Origin of the sequence: Winogradskyella sp. PG-2 (assembly GCF_000828715.1) — a bacterium.
In the GTDB taxonomy this organism is placed as follows: Bacteria; Bacteroidota; Bacteroidia; order Flavobacteriales; family Flavobacteriaceae; genus Winogradskyella.
In genome coordinates this window covers 2,792,058-2,813,734 of sequence record NZ_AP014583.1, presented here as the reverse complement: position 1 = coordinate 2,813,734, position 21,677 = coordinate 2,792,058, and the positions used below count along the sequence as shown (strand labels likewise).

At 32.5% G+C, this 21,677-nt stretch carries 22 protein-coding genes; 10 read left to right on the top strand and 12 right to left on the bottom strand.

Features of this window, described 5'->3' with window-relative positions; all coding sequences use genetic code 11:
• Nucleotides 1–51: 51 nt before the first annotated feature.
• Nucleotides 52–558, top strand: a complete 507-nt coding sequence (locus tag WPG_RS12575; RefSeq protein WP_045473231.1) for a hypothetical protein — start codon at nt 52–54, stop codon at nt 556–558.
• Nucleotides 559–568: 10 nt separating this feature from the next.
• Nucleotides 569–1,021: a hypothetical protein gene (locus WPG_RS12570; RefSeq protein ID WP_045473228.1), complete on the top strand. Its 453-nt coding sequence runs from the start codon at nt 569–571 to the stop codon at nt 1,019–1,021.
• A 30-nt stretch (nt 1,022–1,051) separates the two neighbouring features.
• Here WPG_RS12570 and WPG_RS12565 read toward each other — a convergent pair whose 3' ends face one another.
• The 12 genes from WPG_RS12565 to WPG_RS12515 all read right to left on the bottom strand — a co-directional run bounded on the left by WPG_RS12565 (nt 1,052) and on the right by WPG_RS12515 (nt 8,536).
• Nucleotides 1,052–2,134, bottom strand: coding sequence for a WD40/YVTN/BNR-like repeat-containing protein (locus WPG_RS12565; RefSeq protein WP_045473225.1), 1,083 nt, complete (start codon nt 2,132–2,134; stop codon nt 1,052–1,054).
• A 91-nt stretch (nt 2,135–2,225) separates the two neighbouring features.
• Nucleotides 2,226–2,585: an SCO family protein gene (locus WPG_RS18670; protein WP_231850187.1), complete on the bottom strand. Its 360-nt coding sequence runs from the start codon at nt 2,583–2,585 to the stop codon at nt 2,226–2,228.
• 309 nt (nt 2,586–2,894) lie between these two features.
• Nucleotides 2,895–3,221, bottom strand: coding sequence for a toxin-antitoxin system YwqK family antitoxin (locus WPG_RS18665; RefSeq protein WP_052471271.1), 327 nt, complete (start codon nt 3,219–3,221; stop codon nt 2,895–2,897).
• Nucleotides 3,187–3,504, bottom strand: coding sequence for a hypothetical protein (locus WPG_RS18660; RefSeq protein WP_052471270.1), 318 nt, complete (start codon nt 3,502–3,504; stop codon nt 3,187–3,189). Before WPG_RS18660 ends, WPG_RS18665 begins: the two co-directional genes overlap by 35 nt.
• A 132-nt stretch (nt 3,505–3,636) precedes the next feature.
• Entirely contained in the window at nt 3,637–4,278 is a 642-nt protein-coding gene (locus WPG_RS12550) for a YHYH protein (RefSeq protein WP_231850186.1), read from the bottom strand.
• Nucleotides 4,279–4,424: 146 nt separating this feature from the next.
• Complete coding sequence (locus WPG_RS12545) at nt 4,425–5,075, bottom strand: SCO family protein (protein WP_045473222.1); 651 nt, start codon at nt 5,073–5,075, stop codon at nt 4,425–4,427.
• A gap of 154 nt (nt 5,076–5,229) precedes the next feature.
• On the bottom strand, nt 5,230–5,469 hold the full coding sequence (locus WPG_RS18405; RefSeq protein ID WP_197539918.1) for a hypothetical protein: 240 nt from the start codon (nt 5,467–5,469) through the stop codon (nt 5,230–5,232).
• Nucleotides 5,470–5,592: 123 nt separating this feature from the next.
• Nucleotides 5,593–6,516, bottom strand: coding sequence for a YHYH protein (locus WPG_RS12535; RefSeq protein ID WP_231850185.1), 924 nt, complete (start codon nt 6,514–6,516; stop codon nt 5,593–5,595).
• A 162-nt stretch (nt 6,517–6,678) separates the two neighbouring features.
• Complete coding sequence (locus WPG_RS12530; RefSeq protein WP_084221584.1) at nt 6,679–6,975, bottom strand: hypothetical protein; 297 nt, start codon at nt 6,973–6,975, stop codon at nt 6,679–6,681.
• Nucleotides 6,976–7,103: 128 nt separating this feature from the next.
• Nucleotides 7,104–7,607: a hypothetical protein gene (locus WPG_RS12525; RefSeq protein ID WP_045473219.1), complete on the bottom strand. Its 504-nt coding sequence runs from the start codon at nt 7,605–7,607 to the stop codon at nt 7,104–7,106.
• Between the two features lie 2 nt (nt 7,608–7,609).
• Nucleotides 7,610–7,918, bottom strand: a complete 309-nt coding sequence (locus WPG_RS12520) for a hypothetical protein (RefSeq protein WP_045473217.1) — start codon at nt 7,916–7,918, stop codon at nt 7,610–7,612.
• 39 nt (nt 7,919–7,957) lie between these two features.
• Nucleotides 7,958–8,536 carry an RNA polymerase sigma factor gene (locus WPG_RS12515; RefSeq protein WP_045473214.1) on the bottom strand — a complete coding sequence of 193 codons (579 nt, stop codon included), beginning with the start codon at nt 8,534–8,536 and terminating at the stop codon, nt 7,958–7,960.
• 429 nt (nt 8,537–8,965) lie between these two features.
• Between WPG_RS12515 and WPG_RS12510 the strand changes: the two genes are divergently transcribed.
• From WPG_RS12510 to WPG_RS12475, 8 genes are all read left to right on the top strand, one after another.
• Nucleotides 8,966–10,177, top strand: a complete 1,212-nt coding sequence (locus WPG_RS12510) for an RsmB/NOP family class I SAM-dependent RNA methyltransferase (protein WP_045473211.1) — start codon at nt 8,966–8,968, stop codon at nt 10,175–10,177.
• 28 nt (nt 10,178–10,205) lie between these two features.
• Nucleotides 10,206–11,273, top strand: coding sequence for an endonuclease (locus WPG_RS12505; RefSeq protein WP_084221583.1), 1,068 nt, complete (start codon nt 10,206–10,208; stop codon nt 11,271–11,273).
• Between the two features lie 144 nt (nt 11,274–11,417).
• A complete protein-coding gene (gene purL / locus WPG_RS12500) occupies nt 11,418–15,074 on the top strand; it encodes a phosphoribosylformylglycinamidine synthase (RefSeq protein WP_045473208.1) in 3,657 nt (1,218 codons plus the stop codon).
• A gap of 100 nt (nt 15,075–15,174) precedes the next feature.
• Complete coding sequence (locus tag WPG_RS12495) at nt 15,175–16,950, top strand: AMP-dependent synthetase/ligase (RefSeq protein WP_045473205.1); 1,776 nt, start codon at nt 15,175–15,177, stop codon at nt 16,948–16,950.
• Nucleotides 16,951–17,185: 235 nt separating this feature from the next.
• Nucleotides 17,186–17,452 carry a hypothetical protein gene (locus WPG_RS12490; RefSeq protein ID WP_045473202.1) on the top strand — a complete coding sequence of 89 codons (267 nt, stop codon included), beginning with the start codon at nt 17,186–17,188 and terminating at the stop codon, nt 17,450–17,452.
• A 137-nt stretch (nt 17,453–17,589) separates the two neighbouring features.
• On the top strand, nt 17,590–18,045 hold the full coding sequence (locus tag WPG_RS12485) for a MarR family winged helix-turn-helix transcriptional regulator (protein WP_045473200.1): 456 nt from the start codon (nt 17,590–17,592) through the stop codon (nt 18,043–18,045).
• Between the two features lies 1 nt (nt 18,046).
• Nucleotides 18,047–20,455, top strand: a complete 2,409-nt coding sequence (locus WPG_RS12480; RefSeq protein WP_045473197.1) for a 3-hydroxyacyl-CoA dehydrogenase/enoyl-CoA hydratase family protein — start codon at nt 18,047–18,049, stop codon at nt 20,453–20,455.
• Between the two features lie 4 nt (nt 20,456–20,459).
• The gene (locus WPG_RS12475; RefSeq protein ID WP_045473194.1) at nt 20,460–21,653 is read left to right on the top strand and encodes an acetyl-CoA C-acyltransferase; all 1,194 of its coding nucleotides are present in this window, start codon (nt 20,460–20,462) and stop codon (nt 21,651–21,653) included.
• Nucleotides 21,654–21,677: the final 24 nt, after the last annotated feature.

Here is a 21,677-nt window from a genome sequence, read left to right as displayed (position 1 = left end):
CTTATAAGTAGAATATAATGTAAAAAATTCTCATTTAGAAGGGAATTAAAAATGAAAAATAATAACTTAAATAATATAAAATCAACTGGTTTCAAAACACCAGATGACTACTTTGAATCTTTTGAAGACAAGCTCTTTGAAAAGATAAATAAAGAAGCACTAATTAAAGGTGTAGAAACATCTGGTTATGTAGTACCTAAAAACTATTTTGATTCAATAGATGATACCATTTTAAACAAAGTAACTCTCGATGAGAAACCGGTTGTAAAATTAAACCCAAGAAAAACGTTTTATTATATCGCTGGTATTGCTGCATCTTTAATCTTAATGATTTCAATCTATATTAATGTTGAAAAACAAGAGAATTCAATTTCAGCAGAAATGGTTGAAACTTATTTAGAAGATAGAGATTTAAACAGTTATGAATTGGCACAACTGTTATTAGATGCAGATATATTAGAAGATGATTTCACAATAGCAACTACTCCATATGAGGAAGAAAATTTAGAATCATATCTTTTAGACAATTCCGATATTGAAACTATATTAGAATATTAAAGACCTAAAAATGAAAAAAATAATTACCATACTCGTCTTATTAATTAGCTTCTCTGCTTTTGCCCAAAGAGGAGGTAAGATGAATGAGCGTATTAAAGCACAAAAAACAGCCTTCATTACAGATAAATTAAGTTTAACTGCTGATGAAGCTGCAAAATTCTGGCCTATATATAATGCTTTTGAAGTAAAACAAGACAAAATTAAATCTAAAGATTTAAAAGCCGTTAAAAAGAAAATCCGCTCTAATCCAGACATGTCTGATGCTGAAGCTGATGAATTACTATCTAAAATTTTGAAGGCTGAAACGGAACTCCATGAGGCTAGAACGCAATTAGTAAAAGATCTAAAAAAGGTAATTTCTTCAAAAAAAATAATAAGGTTAAAAGCTGCTGAAGATGAGTTTAATCGAAAACTATTACAACGACTGCGTGAGTTTAGAGAAAAACGAAAAAACAAAAATTAAGTAAAAAGAAGCCTTTCGGCTTCTTTTTTATTATCTAAAAATAAGTTTACTAATTTGTCCTCTACCAGCAGCGTAAGCTATAGAATCATTTAAAAATCTAATTGTATAAAAACCTTCATCACTTAGATGCTTCCAAGAATTACCAGAATCATTACTATAATCTATACCTTTAAAACCTATAGCAACTAATTCTTCACCTCCTCTATTAGGTATGTATTGTACACAACTTCTATAACCAGGACCTTTTCCATTAGCAACAATTTCCCAAGTTTTCCCACCATCTTTAGTTCTAATTTTATTAGCTAAAGTATCATTAGATTTTGTGTAATCACCTCCAATAGCAAAACCATTGTCTTCATCATAAAAATCTATGGAATACATACCTGTAGTCTCTTTGCCTTGTATAATTGGTGTACTATAAACTTCCCAAGTATTTCCTTTATCTGGTGAATATAAAACTCTACTCGTTTTGCCTCCAGTAGCAACCCAAGTATGGTCACCAACTATGCAAATATTAGTATCACTAGCTGCAAAGGCAGCTTCCCCTTCTTTAGCTTTTGGTAAATCTTTACACAGTAGTTTTGTCCAACTCTCTCCTCCATCTCTAGTAATAATAATACTTATACAATCATCTGTTGGATCACCAATAGCAATACCTTCTTTATCATTCCAAAAATCTATGGAATCATAGAAAGCTTTTTCATTTATTTCTTCATAAACCAGTTTAGGCTTATTGGATTTAAGGTGTAATTTGTATAATCTTGTGGGATTTGCAATAGAAATGGCAAATAAATTTCCATTTATCGCTTTTATTGCTCTAAAATGTAATGGCTTATCATTGTAAGTTAAAACATTTTTATAGTGCGCTTTACTATTGTCTAATTCTAATTCGGTAATATTTATTTTAAACTGTTTATTTAATCCTCTTTTACCAAAATGATCACTGCTGCCATAATAAATATATTCTTTATCATAATCAATGGCTCGGACACTTAATAATGAATCTTTTACAATTGGTTCTATAAATACCGTTGATACATCAGCAGACCTTTTATAATCATCTTTACAAGCACTTAAGCTTAATAGTAATATGTAAAACACTAAGTTTCTCATCGTAAATAATTTTTATAAAAATAGAAAAGCTTTGCGAGTAATCACAAAGCTTTCCAAGTAAACAATCTCAATCAATCAAATCAAGGTTTTTCTATTTTTCTATTTTCAGTGCATTAACATCTACTATTAGTTGAGCCATGGAAGCTCTATTTAAGCCATTATAAATACCTCTAATATGTTTATTCTTATCTATCAATAAAAAATTTTCGGTATGTAGAAAATCATTAATATCTTTTGGTACACCTAAATCATTCTCTACAAAATACTGGTCACGTCCTAGATTATAAATCTCTAATTTATCGCCAGTTACTAAATGCCATTTTCCATCTATTACACCATAGATTTCTGCATAATTTTTTAAAACCAGAACAGAATCTCTTGTCGGAGTTACGGTATGAGATAAAAATAAAATTTCTGAATCCTCTTTAAACTCTTCTTGAAGTTTAACCATATTTTCTATAATTTTAGGGCATATACCAGGACAGCTAGCAAAAAAGAAGTCTTAAAAATTTTATTTTCAAATGCATCTTTCGTAATTGTGTCACCTAATTGATTGATAAGGCTATAGTCCTTTATCTTATGAAAATTTTTCTCTTCTTTAGACCCTGGAGTTATCCAGTTTGACGTAAAAGATTCGTCATTATAATAAGGCAAATATTCTACTCTAGTCGTCTCAATTGTCTTCTTATTATTTCTAGACTCTTTATTGTTACAACTTACTAGTAATATTATTAAAATCAAAACCGTGTATTTCATAAAGTCAATTTGTTTTTATCAAGGTCTCATTCTCTAAACTGTAACATGAAGTTGCAAGTCTCATTCCAAAAATTCGTCCATTTTTAGCTTCGTAATTAACATATAGTTCCCCATTTTCTAACCAAGCCTGTTGGAAGCCTTCTTCTATATTATTATTTAAGTTCTTTTTCTTAGCTAATTGACCATTTTTATACCATGTTTTTTGAATACCATGTGATTTACCATTAACATAGTTAAACTCTGAGACGATATCACCATTTTCAAAGTAATTCGTTTTTAAACCATGTAATTTATTATCACTGTAATAGGCCTTTTTTTTTAATAGTACCATTTTCATAAAATGCAAAGGATACACCTTCTCTTTTACCATTAAAAAAACCTGTTTTCTGCGCTAAACTATCATTTTTGTGACGTAAAATCGAGTATCCATTAAATGGTTGATTTTCATAAAACCATTGACCGTTTAATGGATTTAGTTCTAAATACTCTTTTTTAACGAATATGTTTTCTACAGTCTTAGATGTTCCAAGGTCATTACTTTCATTATATGAAGTCTTATGACAACTAAAAAAATGAAAAATTACAATTATTAATATCGTCTTAGTTAATCGCATTTGGTGTGCCTTGATAAGGTCCTGCAAAAATTAAATATCGACCAAGTGAACCATAAACTTCATTGATCATATGGTAATGATACTCACCATCAGGATTATGAGGAGTTGGCCCAAAATGTCCGCCAGACTCATCTAAATCTGTTGGATAGTCGTTTGAAGGTTAATCAAGTCTTCCATAAATAAAAAACCATCAGATATAATACCTATTAAATTACCATCATCATCAGAAAAAGGCAATGGTTCTAAATGATAGTGGTAATTTGACGGTCCAATATGAGCACCTGCATAATCTAAACTTCCAGCTGCAGAATCTAAAGGCCCATTTCCTTCTTGGTCGTTGTAAATAAAAGCACCACTTACAGCAATACCAATTGAACCTAGTTGTGTAGCAGAGGTAGAATTAGCCATTTGTGGATCAGAGGACACTGTCAATGTAGCTTCAAAATCTCGCCCAGAAGTATCAATTCTTGTTGGTGTCATTTGCGCCTCACTAGTAACCGTTGGAGCTATATACAATGGATGAGTTAAACTGTAATACGGTGTTGGGTGATTAGGAACACCGATGGTCTCAAGAACTACATTAGCACCGTCCAAATATATATCAGTATAATCGGGATCAAAATCTTCAAATGCAGCGTGCATTTCAGTAGGAAATACTGTACCATCATCATCTGTTGTAGACATATCGTCTGATGAGCTATCATCAGAAGAATATGCAATGCTAAATGCAAATACAACCGTAATTAATAACATTAGTTTTAGTAGATTCTTCATTTTTATAATTTTTAGCTTGTTCTAAATATTTAGATGCAACTTTTTAAAAAAACTTGTGCTTGTTGTAAATTATTTTGAGAAACAAAAAAAGCTTAACGATTAACAACTAAGCTTTTCAGATAAAAATCAATTTTAATCACATTAATTTAATTGTCTTGTTCTAATATTTTTATATGCCGCATCAAGCGCTGAATATCTAATTCTATAGTACCATTATAAACACCTCTTATATGACCTTCTTTATCTACTAACACAAAATTTTCTGTATGTATAAATTCACTTTCATCTTGGGTCTTTTTAAAATCCTCGTCTGCGAAATATCCATTTCTAGCAATGTCATATAACTTATCTTTATCTCCAGTTAATAGATTCCATTTCTTAGAATCCACATTATTATTTACCTCGTAAGCTTTTAATTTTTCTACAGAATCTACCCAAGGCATTACAGTATGCGACAACAGTAATATGTTATCATTATTCTTATAAGTATTTTGGAGTATATTCATATTTTTTGTCAGCTTCGGACAAATCCCTGGACAAGTCGTAAAAAAGAAATCTGCAACGTATATTTTTCCTTTATAGGTTTGATTGGTAATGGTTAAACCATCTTGATTAGTAAAAGAAAACTCAGGTATTTTATGCTTAACCTTTTCCCATTTTGATGTAAAGTCTGGTGAATCAAAATAAGGAAGTGCAGTCACCAAAGGCTGTTTTACTTCAACTTCAGGCTTATTGCTTTCCTTTTCAGCACAAGAAAAACAGCACAAAAAAGTAAATATAAATACAAACGACTTCATCTATTGGTTTTGGTTACCTCGTTACTTCCAACCGTAACTTGATAACATTTTTTTAGTCCTATTAATCCAAAACGCTCACCATTAATCACTTCGTAGTTGGCTTTAATTTTTCCTGTTTCGTACCAAAGTTTTTGACTTCCTGTTTCTTTGCTATTTATATAATTAAAATCTCTAAAAGTAACCCAGAAGCATACCATTCTTTCACGTTACCATTATATTCACCCTTATCATTAAAATGATACACAAATTTAGATTTACCATTTTGCCACCATGCCTTATGAATTCCTGTTTTTAAACCTTCTTTTCTTCCTTCAGCATAATTAGTCTTAAAGTTTATTTTACCAGAATCGAAATGTGCTTCTACAAGACCATTAAGTGGTGTTTCGCCGTACATTAATATACCGTTTACCAATTGAAGTTCCGCGTTTGTATTTTCAACAATTATTTCTTCTTTAGTTTTCTGACAAGAGTTCAGTAAACAAAGAAAAATAAGATTATATAGTGTAAAATATTTCAACTAGTTAGTCACGTTTCCTGGAGTTCCAAAGAATCCATTTCCATTAAGATAAGGATCATCAGCAGTGACATGATAATGATAAATGCCTTCAGGGAAATGTGTAGTTGCCCCATTATGCCCATGATAAGCATCTAAATCTGAAGATGAAATAGTAGCACCATTTTCCATTGGTCCATAAACTGGAAATCCATCTGATAGTAGTCCTAAAAATGCATTTTCACCAAATTCTTGGGTTAGATATGTTGGTTCGATATGGTAATGATAATTATCTCCCCCTGCAGGATGACCATTCCATTGATCGAAAGAATCTATTTCGTTTGTTAAAGGTGTACCACCTGCTGCATATTGATTAAAAAACACAACTCCATTTCTCGAAATACCAATTGGCCCCATAGGTGTGTCCTGATGGTTAGTAGCTTCCTCTGGATTTAAAGTTATTGTAAATGTGATATTTTGTACCATTATCCTATTTGGATTCTGGTTAAAGTTAGCATTACTACCAGTATAGACTTCATAAAGTGCATTATTTATTGGCCAATAAGGACTTGTATGATTTGGCAAATCTTGAGTTGTAAATGTTACCGTATTTCCATTAACTGCATAAGAAAGTCCTGTACCATCGAAAAGTGGAAGGATTAATGAAATATCATAATTGGTAGCCATCGGATTATCATTGTCATCAGAATCATTATTAACATAACCATCTGGTTGTTCGCAGGCACTTTGCGTTACATCTGGATTTCCTAAACCATCTTCATCAAGGTCCTGATAACATGTAATTTCCGTACATCCACTATCATCATAATGTCCATTACAATCATCCAAATCATCATAGACATTACCATTTGCGTCAATATGTGCATAAATACCAAAACCATCCATAGCATAACCTATCATAGGTGAATGACCATCATTCTCTTTCATCTCTCAATGTTTTAACTTGCTTGCAACTAATCATAGATATAGTAATTGCTAATGATATTATAATTCCTATAAATTATTTGATGGATATAAATATATGTATACTATCTTTTTTTAAAAGCCTCGCAATTTCTCACGAAGCCTTTAACAATCAATCAATCAAAATTATTTATTGCGTTTTCTTTCTCTACGTTTAGGTTTTGGTGCATTCTCAAATTCTTTTTGTGTAATAAAACCATCTTCATTGGTATCAATTTTTTCGAAATCTTCTTTTAAGGGTCCTTTTATTTCTTTCTTAGATAGTTTTCCATCTTCATTAGTATCCATATCTTTTAAAAATTGTTTAAATGTTGGAGGCTCTCTTCTTTCTTCTCTATTCTTAGACTGTGCATAAGAATAACTATTACTAAATAATGTTATACCAAAAACTAATATTACTGTTTTTAATTTATTGCTTTTCATCTCATCTATTTTTTAATGTTATATGCATTTAGATGCTTTATTATTAAATAACTTGTGGCCAAAAGTGTTAATTAAAGTATAAAAAAAGACCTTAAATAAATTAAAGGTCTTGCATACTTTTTAATACTTTAGTTGTGCTTTGGTGGTGGTCTATACCTCTCTGATCTATTAGGAGGACGTGGTCTATTTCCTTTATCTCCTCTGCGCAATGCATCCTTTAATATACTTTTAAACTTTTCTTTTTGAGTATTATCAAATATGTCTTGAATCATTTTAAAATGATAAAAAATTTCTTTTTCCTTTTCAGTTTCTTTTTCACAAATTAAAGACGATAAAGAATCTATTGTGATCTCTTCTACTGAGGCATCAGCAATTTTATCAAACAATTGGTCTTTTAACATTCTAATATCATCTGATAACCGCATCATTGTATTTTCATGCCCTTTACTTTTATCCTTAAATTGTTCTAATTGCGAAGCATTAAAACCAAGTTCTTTTTTAATAAAATCTTTATTTCTTCTTGGTTCTTTTAATCGATTACCATTTTCTTTCCCAATGTAATTAAACAAGAAAAATCCATTAACAACAAGTAAAAAAACTAGTAAAATATAGAGAATTGTATTTCTTTTCATAATCAATTTAAAATAATAGATACAGCTCTAGTACTCAATCCATAAGATTCAGCAAAACTATCAACTTTATCGTCATAAGTTGTTGTTTTGAAATTACTGAATGCGATAATATTTAAAACAATCACACAAAATAAAGTAGCCAATTGTAATTTTGGAGTAAACCAATACCAAGTTGTATTTTGTATCTCTTCAGATGTATTTCTAATTTGATACATCACATTCTCCTTAAAAAAAGGAGAAACTTCCACTTTGGCTATAGACTCTACTGAATTTAAAGTCTCCTGCACTTTTATATTAATATTAGTTTTCATAATTATTGATTTAGATGCTATAGTTTATAAAGACTTGCGCTAATGTTCATTTTTGTAATAATATTCTAGTTTGTTCTGTAAATTCTTCTTAGCTCTGAACATTACAAATTCTACAGATGATAAACTACGGTCAGTAATCTCTGTAATTTCTTGATAACTCTTTCCATCGACTTTATGCAATGTAAACACAACGCGCTGGCTCTCTGGCAAACTATTAATAGCTTTAAACAAGGTTATATTTAGTTCTTTATTTTCTAATTGAATTCCGGGATGATTTATTTCAGTAAAATAATTAGTCTTGTCAAAGGGAATAGCAGTCCCAGAAATAGATTGTAAAAAAGCAAAGCGCTTTTTTGTATTCTTCTTTCTAATAAACTCTAAACATTTATTAGTTGTTATTCTATAAATCCATGTTGAGAGCTTTGAGTTCCCTCTAAACTTATCAATAGAATTAAAAACCTCAATAAAAACTTCTTGAGCGATATCCTCAGCATCTTCCTTGTTAGGCAAAAAAGAAATACAAGTGCTAAAAACTTTTTGCTGAAAATCATCTAACAACTTACTGAAAGCCATTGTGCTTTTTTGTTTTAATTCTTCTATAAATTCAATTTCTGTCAAAAATGCTATTTATTAATTATCTATTTTTCAGATGTTATTTCGCATAGTTTTATAAGTCTACAGATAGACTAAAACATTTAAAAGCTTTAAATAAATCAGTTTAACTTTAATCACCTTACCTATTTACTATTAATACGTGGGAAGGTTTATTCTACCCAACCCTTTATCTAAAAAAATTAAAAAGAAAACTTAACTGAAGATTTGGTAAATACCATACAGTCTCACGAAACAGGTTATTTGAGAAAAAAGTTGATTAAAATATACCAACCATACCTTTCCATATTTGCATCTTAATTACTAAATCCATTGGCAGCAAAATAATCTAGATAAAAACTTGCCTATTCAATTAAATCTAATTGATAACACTTTTGAATAAAGTCTCACACTTTTAAACTTTTAGCTTACCTTTGCACGCTTATATTTTTTGAAATGCGACTACACAGAAATTTATGCTTTGCCGTAATTGACGGACTACACCTCATTTTTAATGAAGGTGAATACGCAGATAAAGTAATTCAGCAATTATTAAAACGCGATAAGCGATGGGGAAGTCGCGACAGAGGCTTTGTGGCTGAAACGGTTTATAGTATTGTTCGCTATCAAAGATTATATGCAGAAATTGCAAACGTAAAAGCCCCTTATCACAGAGATAATCTTTGGAGGTTGTTTGCGGTTTGGGCGACTCTTAAAGGTATAAAATTACCAGACTGGAAATACTTTAACGATACACCATCAAGAAAAATAAAAGGACGCTTTGATGAACTTTCTAAAATTAGGAAGTATAAAGAATCGATTCCTGATTGGATGGACGAACTTGGAGTTAAGGAATTAGGTGAAGCTGAATGGACAAAAGAAATCGCCAAGCAAAATGAGCAAGCTGATGTTATTCTAAGAGTAAATACTTTAAAAACTACTAAAAAAGATTTGCAACTCAAGTTACAATCAGAAGATATTGAAACAGAGTTTTTACCTCACCATCCTTCTGCTTTAAAATTAGTTGAGCGTTCAAACGTTTTTAGAACAGAGGCTTTCAAAAATGGTTGGTTCGAAGTACAAGATGCTTCATCACAATTAGTTGCAGACTTTTTAGATGTAAAATCGGGCATGAAAGTTGTAGATGTTTGTGCAGGTGCAGGTGGTAAAACCTTGCATTTGGCATCGCTTATGGAGAATAAAGGTCAAATCATAGCTATGGATATTTACAAAAGTAAATTGAAGAAACTCAAAATTAGAGCACGCAGAAACAGTGTTCATAATATTGAAATGAAAGTTATAGATTCAACTAAACCTATTAAAAAACTACATGGTAAAGCTGATCGTTTATTAATTGACGCACCTTGCTCTGGCTTGGGAGTTTTAAGACGAAACCCTGATGCAAAATGGAAATTACAACCAGAGTTTGTAGAAAGCATTAAACAAACACAGCAACAGGTTTTAGAACAATATTCAAAAATGGTGAAATCTGGTGGAAAGATGGTTTACGCAACCTGTTCAATTTTACCATCCGAAAATCAAAAACAAGTAGAAAAATTCTTAACTTCGGAAGCAGGAAAAGAATTTACCTTTATAAAAGACAAAAAAGTCTTGGCCTATAAATCAGGCTTTGATGGCTTTTATATGGCATTATTAGAAAAGAAATAACCCAAATTTTAGATTTAAATATTATTTTATGAAACAATTTTATTCGATACTATTTTTATTATTATCGGTGTCAAGTTATTCTCAACAAGCCTATTATTCTAATGGTGAGAATGATGTAGACTTTACGCTTACAGGCCAAAACATGTACAATGCGCTACAAACTAAGGTTAGTAATAATTTTAATACAAGTTACACATATGGTGACGTTAGAGATGATTTCAAAATAATGGATTTAGATCCTACAAACTCTGACAATGTACTTCTCCTTTACGGTAGTGTAGAAGATATAAATTGTGCGTCTTCAACTGATAGACGAATTAGAGACAAAGATGATTTTGGTGGTAGTAATTGCGATTATAATAGAGAACATGTTTTTGCAAGATCTAATGCCAATCCAGGAATGGGTTCTACTAGCAATTCATTTACTGGTATAGTTGCTGATCCTCATAACTTAAGACCAACGGACGTACAGCGAAATGGAAATAGAGGCAGCAAAAAATTTGCCGCTGGTTCTGGTACTTCTGGAGATGTAGGAAGCGGTAACTGGTATCCTGGAGACGAATGGCGAGGAGATGTTGCACGTTCAATGATGTATATGTATGTAAGATATGGAGATAGATGTTTACCAACATTAAATGGTAATGGTGCTGTTGAACCTTTTACAGATATGCTTCAAATATACCTAGACTGGAACGCAGACGACCCAGTTTCGGATGTTGAAAACAATAGAAATAATCACCTTGAAGGAGTTTATGGTAATCGTAACCCTTTTGTTGATAATCCTTATTTAGCAAAAATAATTTGGGGTGGAACTGCTGAGCCAGAAGATACTTGGGGAATTTTAAGTACTGACGAATTTGAACTCGAATCCACCTTTAGTATTTCACCAAACCCAGCAAAGGATAGCGTTAATATTTCTATCTCTAATGGTCTTGAAACTAGAATAGAGATATACGACGTATTGGGTAAACGTGTTTTCGTTAGAAAAATAAATACATCCATGGGTTTAGATATAAGTTCACTAAAAACAGGAATGTATATTTTTAAGTTTATGCAAAAAGGTAATACAGAGACAAAGCGACTTATAGTTCAATAATTAAAAAAGCAGCTTTTTCAAGTTGCTTTTTTTTGTTTAAAACTTGTTGAATACTTCGTAATTAGAAATATAATTAAATAGACAGAATATCTTAAAATGAATTAACTTTGTGTTTTTATTTTTCATATCAAATACAATACATAAATGATTCATTTCTTTGGAAACCAAAATAGCAAAGTCTTTGCTGTTCAAGCCACAAAAGAATTATCAACTGAAACCATTTCAAAACTGACATGGTTATTTGGAGACCAACCCAAAATAGAACAAGCATCACTCGATGCTTTTTTTGTTGGACCTAGAGCTGCAATGATTACTCCTTGGAGCACCAACGCTGTTGAGATTACACAAAACATGGGTGTTTCTGATATTCTTAGAATTGAAGAATTTATTTCAATAAATAAAGATTTCAATGGTTATGATCCGATGATTTCAGAAAAATTTAAAAGTTTAAATCAAAACATATTTACAATTGACATAGAGCCTGAAGCTATTCAAAACATTGAAGACATTTCAGCATATAATCAACAAGAAGGTCTATCTTTAAGTGATGAAGAAGTTGCATATTTAGAAGGAGTTTCAAAGAAAATAGAAAGACCATTAACAGACTCTGAAGTCTTTGGATTTTCACAAGTAAATTCAGAACACTGTCGTCACAAAATATTTAATGGCACATTTGTAATTGATGGCGAAGAAAAAGAAAGATCATTATTCAAACTCATAAAAGAAACCTCGAAACAAAATCCTAATGATATTGTTTCAGCATACAAAGATAATGTTGCCTTTATAAAAGGGCCTATTGTAGAACAATTTGCACCAAGTCGAGCTGATATTCCAGATTACTATACAACTAAGGATTTTGAATCTGTTATTTCTTTAAAAGCAGAAACTCATAATTTCCCAACTACTGTTGAGCCTTTTAATGGCGCTGCAACAGGATCTGGAGGAGAAATTAGAGACAGGCTTGCTGGTGGTAAAGGATCTTTACCTTTAGCTGGTACTGCCGTTTACATGACATCATACTCCAGGCTTAATGATGAACGTCCGTGGGAAAAAGCATTTCCTGAACGCAAATGGTTATACCAAACACCAATGGATATATTAATTAAAGCCAGTAATGGAGCTTCTGATTTTGGAAACAAATTTGGTCAGCCTTTAATTTGTGGTTCTGTTTTAACTTTTGAGCATCAGGAACAAAATAACAAGATCGGTTACGACAAAGTTATAATGCAAGCTGGCGGAATTGGTTACGGAAAAGCAGAACAAGCTTTGAAAGATGTACCACAAGAAGGTGATAAAATTGTAATTCTTGGAGGTGACAACTATCGTATTGGTATGGGAGGAGCAGCAGTATCTTCCGCAGATACAGGAGCATTTGATTCTGGCATCGAATTAAATGCTGTACAGCGTTCTAACCCAGAAATGCAAAAACGTGCTGCAAATGCTGTACGCGGTATGGTAGAAAGTGAAGAAAACTTTATTGTTTCTATTCACGATCACGGAGCTGGCGGTCACTTAAATTGCCTTTCAGAATTAGTTGAAAATACTGGTGGACATATTAATTTAGACAAACTCCCAGTTGGAGATCCAACATTATCTTCCAAAGAAATTATTGGTAATGAATCTCAAGAACGTATGGGATTAGTTATTGCTAATAAGCACTTAGAGACGTTACATAAAATCTCAGATAGAGAACGTTCCCCAATTTATGATGTTGGAGATGTAACTGGTAAACATCGTTTTACGTTTGAATCAAAAACTAGTGGAGATAAACCAATGGATTTGGCTTTAGAAGACATGTTTGGTAGCTCTCCAAAAACTATAATGACTGATTTTACTTTAAACAAACATTATTCAGGAATTACATATAACACAGATAACTTTTACGATTATTTAGATCAAGTTTTGCAACTCGAAGCTGTAGCTTGTAAAGATTGGCTAACGAATAAAGTAGACCGTTGTGTTGGTGGTAAAGTAGCTAAACAACAATGTGTTGGCCGATTACAAATACCCTTAAATAACGTTGGCGTAATGGCTCTAGATTTTAAAGGCAAAGAAGGTATAGCTACTTCTATTGGACACTCTCCTATTTCAGGATTAATTAATCCTGTAGCTGGAAGTAGAAATTCAATTACCGAAGCCTTAACAAATATGATTTGGGCACCACTTAAAGATGGTTTAAAAAGTGTGTCATTATCTGCAAATTGGATGTGGCCATGTAAAAATGAAGGTGAAGATGCAAGACTCTATGAGGCCGTAAAAGCAATTTCAGAGTTTTCAATTGATCTTGGTATTAATGTACCAACAGGAAAGGACTCTTTGTCAATGAAGCAAAAGTATCCCGATGGAGATGTTATTTCACCAGGTACTGTAATTATCTCAGCCGCTGCAAATTGTAATGACATTACCAATGTTGTTGAACCCGTTTTTCAGAAAAATAAAGGCGCTATTTATTATATAAATATATCACAAGACTCGTTCGAGTTAGGTGGAAGTTCTTTTGCACAGATTAATAATAAAATTGGGAATACGACGCCATCTGTAAAAAGTGCAAATTATGTAAAAAGCGTGTTTAATACGATACAAGCACTGATAAAAAATAACCAGATTGTTGCTGGTCATGATGTAGCATCGGGTGGGTTAATCACAACACTTTTAGAACTGTGTTTTGCAGATAATAATTTAGGTGCAGAACTCGATATAACTAATATTGGTGAAAAAGATGCTTTCAAAGTTTTATTTGCTGAAAACGCAGGTATTGTAATCCAATCTGTTGATGACTCTATTGAATCAGAATTATATAACGCTAATATTGATTTCCATAAAATAGGACATGTTACAGATTCTGATGTTTTAGGCATTATTAATGGTAACCAAGTGTTTACAATGACAGTTTCGAGATTAAGGGATATGTGGTATAAAACGTCTCATCTACTCGATCGTAAACAAACAGCAAACGGCTTAGCTAATGCTCGTTTTGACAACTTTAAAAATCAAGCTTTAGACTATAAATTCCCAGAGCATTTTACAGGTAAATTACCTAAGATTAATGCCTCACGACCAAAAGCAGCAATCTTAAGAGAAAAAGGAAGTAACTCAGAACGGGAAATGGCAAATGCTATGTACTTAGCAGGTTTTGACGTTAAGGATGTTCATATGACAGATTTAATATCTGGTCGTGAAACTTTAGAGGATATTCAATTTTTAGGTGCTGTAGGAGGCTTTAGTAATTCGGATGTTTTAGGTTCTGCTAAAGGTTGGGCTGGTGCAATTAAATACAACGAAAAGGCAAATAAAGTAATAAATAACTTCTTTAAAAGAGGAGATACATTATCTGTTGGTATTTGCAACGGTTGTCAGTTGTGGATGGAATTAGACCTTATTAATCCAGACCATGAGATTCATGGTAAAATGATTCACAATGATTCTCAAAAACATGAAAGTGCATTTACATCTGTAAAAATTCAGAAAAACAATTCTGTAATGTTATCTACTTTAGAAGGTTCTACATTAGGTGTTTGGATTTCGCATGGTGAAGGTAAATTTGATTTACCTTATGCAGAGAATAAATATGATATTGTCGCTAAATATAGCTACGAAGGTTATCCTCATAATCCTAATGGATCAGTTTTTAATACAGCAATGTTATGTGATAAAACTGGGCGTCATTTAGTAACAATGCCTCACATAGAACGATCTACTTTTCAATGGAATTGGGCTAATTATCCACAAGGCAGAAATGATGAAGTATCTCCATGGTTAGAGGCTTTTGTAAACGCAAGAATTTGGATTGAAAATTGCTAAATTTTAAAAAATCACCACTTGACTTTACACAATATTTGTAATACATGGTGTAATTTTATTATTTTCGCAAAAACCCTATTAACTTTTGCCGACAAGAATTATGACAGATGTTACTCGCCTTTTTGACTTTCCTTATTACCAATTAAAGCATAAACCAAACCCAGAAGCCTTGGTAACAAAGTATAATGGGGTTTGGACACCAATATCTACTCAAGAATATGTGGATAAATCAAATGCAATTAGTCGTGCATTATTAAATCTTGGTATAAATAAAAATGATAAAATAGCTCTTATCTCATCGACAAATAGAACTGAATGGAATATTATGGATATTGGGATATTGCAAACAGGTGCTCAAAATATACCTATTTATCCTACTATTTGTGCTGAAGATTATGAATATGTATTAAATCATAGCGAATCTATTTATTGCTTTGTTTCAGATGAAGAAGTTTTAGAAAAAGTACGTAAGGTTCAAAAAAATACAAAATTGAAACAAGTTTATTCTTTCGATAGAATAGAAGGCTGTAAGCATTATTCAGAACTTTTTGAACTTGGAAAAGACAAAAGTAATCAAGAAGATGTAGAAGCACGCAAAAATGCAGTTAAACCTGAAGATCTGGCGACTATAATATATACATCAGGAACCACAGGACGTCCTAAAGGAGTAATGCTATCTCATAAAAATATTACTAGCAATGCTTTGGACAGTTCAACTAGAGTGCCATTACCTGCAACAGGTAAAACGAAAGTTCTCAGTTTTTTACCCATATGCCATATCTTTGAACGGGTCTTAATTTATGTTTATCAGCATTCTGGAACATCGATATATTTTGCAGAAGCTTTAGATAAAATTGGTGATAATGCCAAAGAGGTTCATCCAAATCTGATGAGTGTAGTACCGCGGTTACTAGAAAAAGTTTTCGATAAAATCATGCTGAAAGGTGAAGAACTTACAGGCTTAAAAAAAGGATTATTCTTTTGGGCTGTGAGATTAGGCGAGCAATGGGAGCCTTATGGAGCTAATGGAGCTTTTTATGAATTTAAACTAAAAATTGCAAATAAATTAATCTTTAGTAAATGGAGAGAAGCACTAGGTGGTGAACTAAACACAATGGTTTCAGGCAGTGCTGCTTTACAACCAAGACTTGCAAGGGTTTTTGGTGCCGCTAAAATGAAAGTTATGGAAGGTTATGGTTTAACTGAAACATCACCAGTAGTATCTGTTGGAATGTACAGGGATAATCATTATAAAATTGGAACTGTTGGTAAGCCAATTAAAAATGTAGAGGTTAAGATAGCGGAAGACGGAGAACTTCTAATAAAGGGTCCAAATGTAATGATGGGTTATTATAAAGATCCTGAGAAAACTGCCAGTGTAATGACTGGTGATTATTTTCATACTGGTGATAAAGGAGCGATTGATGAAGATGGGTTTTTAAAAATTACAGGTCGTAAAAAAGAAATGTTTAAAACCTCTGGTGGGAAATATGTAATCCCTCCATTGCTAGAGAATGATATGAAACAATCGCTTTTCATTGAACAAATTATGGTTGTTGGTGAAGGAGAAAAAATGCCAGCAGCTTTAATACAACCTAATTTTGAATTTGTGAGAGATTGGATAGAACTTAAAGAACATGATATTGGACTATCTGAAGCTGAAATTTCTAATTCTGAAATTGTAGTTAAACGCATTCAAAAAGAAATAGATAAGTATAATAAGCATTTTGGTAAATGGGAACAAATTAAACGTTTTGAACTCACACCAGATGTCTGGTCTATTGATGGTGGTCACCTTACTCCCACTATGAAAATGAAGCGGGCAATTATAAAAGATATCTATAAGGATCTATATGAGAAAATTTATAGACCTTAAAATTCTAAGTACCTAGTTAAAAAAATAAGTAGTATGTAAGTCATTACTTACTGATTTATAGCACTCTATACAAATATTATATCTTTAGACTTACTAACTAAAACATATAATATTATGAAAACAAAAACTTTTGTAGTTGCCGGCTTAGTTGGCGGCATTGTATATTGGCTATTAGGATGGCTACGGTATTTTATTTAAAGATTATTTCCCTCAACCAGAGGAATCAACTAAAATAATGGTATTAATTCTATTAGGCTGTTTAACTTTTGGTTTTTTTATTTCTTATATCTTTAATAAGTGGGCTCACATAACAACATTAGCTACAGGAGCAAAAGCTGGAGCTATCATTGGTGTTTTCATGGGCTTAATTACTAACCTATTTAAAATGGGTATGGATACAAGTATGACTTATGAAAGCTTTGGAGTAGATATAATTATTTCAATACTTCTAGCAACTGCTGTAGGAGGTGTTGTAGGAGCTTTAAATGGTAAATTAGCTTAGCAAAAAGCAGAAATAAAATAATAAAGCGCCTCAATATGTGGCGCTTTTTATTTGTTCTCAACTAAAGCATCAAAATTTCATTAATTTATTATGCATGCATAGTATTTTTTAGTATCTTTGGGTTCCAACAAAAAGCTATGAAAGACAAAACCATTGATTATATACTGAGAACCACATGGTTAGCAGTTAATAAAATGTATAATGAAGAAGCTGCTAAGTTCGACAGTACTATGGCAACTGGATTTACTTTATTAAGCATCGATCCAGAAAATGGTACACCTTCTACTTCTTTAGGTCCAAAAATGGGAATGGAAGCTACAAGCTTATCTCGTACTTTAAAAACCATGGAAGAAAAAGGGTTAATAGAACGCAAACCAAATCCTGAAGATGGTCGTGGAGTACTAATCTTTCTAACAGAATTTGGTAGAGAAAAAAGAGAGTACTCAAGAGAACGTGTATTAACTTTTAATAATACGATTCGTCAAAATATTTCTGAGGATAAATTAAATCATTTTTATGAAGTTGCAGAAGTCATTAATAATATGATTTCTAATAAAAAAATATACAATCAAAAAGAACACATTTTAAAGTAAGATGAGTAAACGTAGAATTAAAAAAATAGCGATTATTGGTTCGGGTATTATGGGAAGCGGAATAGCTTGTCATTTTGTAAATATTGGTGTTGATGTCTTGTTATTAGACATTGTTCCAAGAGAACTTAATGATAAGGAAAAAGCTAAGGGTTTAACTTTAGAAGATAAAGTTGTCAGAAATAGGTTAGTTAATGATGCACTTACTGCATCAATTAAATCAAAACCTGCACCACTCTATCATAATTCGTTTAAAAGTAAAATAACAACTGGAAACCTTGAAGACGATATAGCTAAGGTAAAGGATGTCGATTGGATTATGGAAGTTGTTGTAGAACGTCTAGACATTAAACAACAAGTCTTTGAAAATTTAGAAAAATATAGAACACCAGGAACTTTGATTACTTCGAACACTTCTGGTATTCCAATTAAGTTTATGAGCGAAGGAAGAAGTGAAGATTTTCAGAAGCATTTCTGTGGTACACATTTCTTTAATCCTGCGAGATATTTAAAGTTATTCGAAATCATACCTGGACCTAAAACTGATGCTTCAGTATTAGAATTTTTAAATGGTTATGGTGAACAATTCTTGGGAAAAACTTCGGTTGTTGCTAAAGACACACCAGCCTTTATTGGAAATAGAATAGGTATTTTCAGTATAATGAATGTCTTTCATGTGGTTAAGGAATTAAATCTTACCATCGAGGAAGTTGATAAGTTATCTGGCCCAGTAATAGGTCGCCCTAAATCGGCTACCTTCCGTACAGTAGATGTTGTTGGTTTAGACACGTTAGTTCATGTTGCTAATGGAATAAAAGATAATTGTCCTAATGATGAGCAGTTAGACTTATTTAATATCCCAGATTTCATCAATACGATGCTGGAAAATAAGTGGTTAGGAAGTAAAACAGGTCAAGGTTTTTATAAAAAATCGATTTCTGTAGAAGGCAAAAAGGAAATTCTTTCCCTAGACTTAAACACTTTAGAGTATAGATCTAAAATGCGTGCAAAATTTGCTACGCTAGAACTAACAAAAACAATTGATAATGTTGCTGATCGTTTTAAAGTATTAGTAAAAGGAAAAGATAAAGCTGGGGAATTCTATAGAAAGCATCTTTCCGCTTTATTTGCTTACGTATCTAATCGTATTCCTGAGATTACAGAAGACTTATATAAAATTGATGATGCAATGAAAGCAGGATTTGGTTGGGGACACGGTCCTTTCCAAATTTGGGACGCTATCGGAGTTGAAAAAGGAATTGAAATGATGAAGACTGAAGGCATAGAACCTAGCGCTTGGGTGACAGAAATGTTAGCATCAGGTAGTACTTCATTTTACACTGTGAAAGATGGTGCAACTTATACCTATGATATTCCAAAGAAATCTCAAGAAAAGATTCCAGGTCAAGACAGCTTTATCATATTAGATAATATTAGAAAAACAACTGAAGTCTACAAGAATTCTGGAGTTGTAGTTGAAGATTTAGGAGATGGAATCCTTAATGTAGAATTCCGATCTAAAATGAACACTATTGGTGGTGATGTATTAACAGGTTTAAATAAAGCGATTGATATTGCTGAAAAAGATTTCGCCGGATTAGTTGTTGGTAACCAAGCAGATAATTTTTCTGTTGGTGCAAACATAGGCATGATATTTATGATGGCAGCCGAACAAGAATACGATGAGCTTAATATGGCCATTAAATTCTTTCAAGATTCAATGATGAGAATGCGTTATTCTTCTATTCCAACAGTTGCTGCGCCTCACGGAATGTCTTTAGGTGGAGCTTGTGAATTATCAATGCATGCAGACAAAGTCGTTGCAGCCGCTGAGACATACATTGGACTTGTAGAGTTTGGTGTTGGTGTAATTCCTGGTGGTGGAGGTTCTAAAGAAATGGCTTTAAGAGCATCAGATACCTTTAAAAAAGGAGATGTGCAATTAAACACGCTTCAAGAATACTTCTTAACTATAGGAATGGCCAAAGTAGCAACTTCTGCATATGAAGCGTATGATTTAGGGATTCTTCAAAAAGGAAAAGATATCGTAGTTGTTAATAAGGATCGTCAAATAGCAGTTGCAAAACAACATGCCAAACTTATGGCAGATATGGGTTATACTCAACCTGTAAAACGAACTGATGTAAAAGTATTAGGTAAACAAGCATTAGGAATGTTCTTAGTTGGTACAGATTCTATGAAAGATTCTAAATATATCAGTGAGCACGACATGAAAATTGCAAATAAACTAGCCTACGTTATGGCTGGAGGAGATTTGTCTGAACCAACTCTAGTTAGTGAACAATATTTATTGGATCTTGAACGAGAAGCGTTCTTGTCTTTATGTACTGAGCGTAAAACTTTAGAGAGAATACAGCACATGTTAACGAAAGGTAAACCTTTAAGAAACTAAGAAAATGAAAACAGCATATATAGTAAAAGCATATAGAACGGCAGTTGGCAAAGCGCCAAAGGGTGTATTCCGTTTTAAAAGAACAGATGAATTGGCAGCAGAAACCATCAAACATATGATGAAAGAATTGCCAAATTTAGATCCAAAACGAATTGACGATGTTATCGTTGGTAACGCCATGCCAGAAGGTTCACAAGGGCTTAATATGGCACGTTTAATCTCTTTAATGGGATTAGAAGTAATTGATGTTCCTGGTGTAACAGTAAATCGTTTTTGCTCTTCTGGAGTAGAAACTATCGGAATGGCTACGGCAAAAATCCAAGCAGGAATGGCCGATTGTATAATTGCTGGAGGAGCAGAAAGTATGAGTAGTGTACCTATGACTGGTTTTAAACCAGAATTAAACTACGATGCTATTGTAAAAGCTGGTCATGAGGATTATTATTGGGGAATGGGTAATACAGCAGAAGCTGTTGCTAACCAATTCAACGTATCTCGAGAGGATCAAGATGAGTTTGCATATAATTCTCACATGAAGGCATTGAGAGCATTGGCTGAAGATCGTTTTCAAGACCAAATTGTTCCTATTAATGTAGAACAAACCTATATCGATGCAAATGGAAAAAAAGCAACAAAATCTTATACTGTAACTAAGGATGAAGGTCCTCGTGCAGGTACTAATAAAGCTGCTTTAGCAAAACTTAGAGCTGTATTTGCTGCTGGTGGAAGTGTTACAGCTGGTAACTCATCTCAAATGAGTGATGGTGCCGCTTTTGTAATGGTAATGAGTGAGGATATGGTTAAAGAATTAAATCTAGAACCTGTTGCACGAATGGTTAATTATGCTGCTGCAGGTGTTGAGCCACGTATTATGGGTATTGGTCCAGTAAAAGCAATTCCTAAAGCTCTAAAACAAGCAGGTTTAAAACAAGATGATTTATCTCTAATTGAATTAAATGAAGCATTTGCTTCTCAATCATTAGCTGTAATCAGAGAATTAAACTTAAATCCAGATATCATTAATGTAAACGGAGGTGCTATTGCATTAGGCCATCCATTAGGATGTACAGGTGCTAAGCTTTCGGTACAATTATTTGATGAGATGCGTAAGCAAAATATGCAAGGTAAATACGGAGCAGTAACCATGTGCGTTGGTACTGGTCAAGGTGCTTGTGGATTATTTGAATTTTTAAACTAAATAAAGAACTAAATATAATTATAT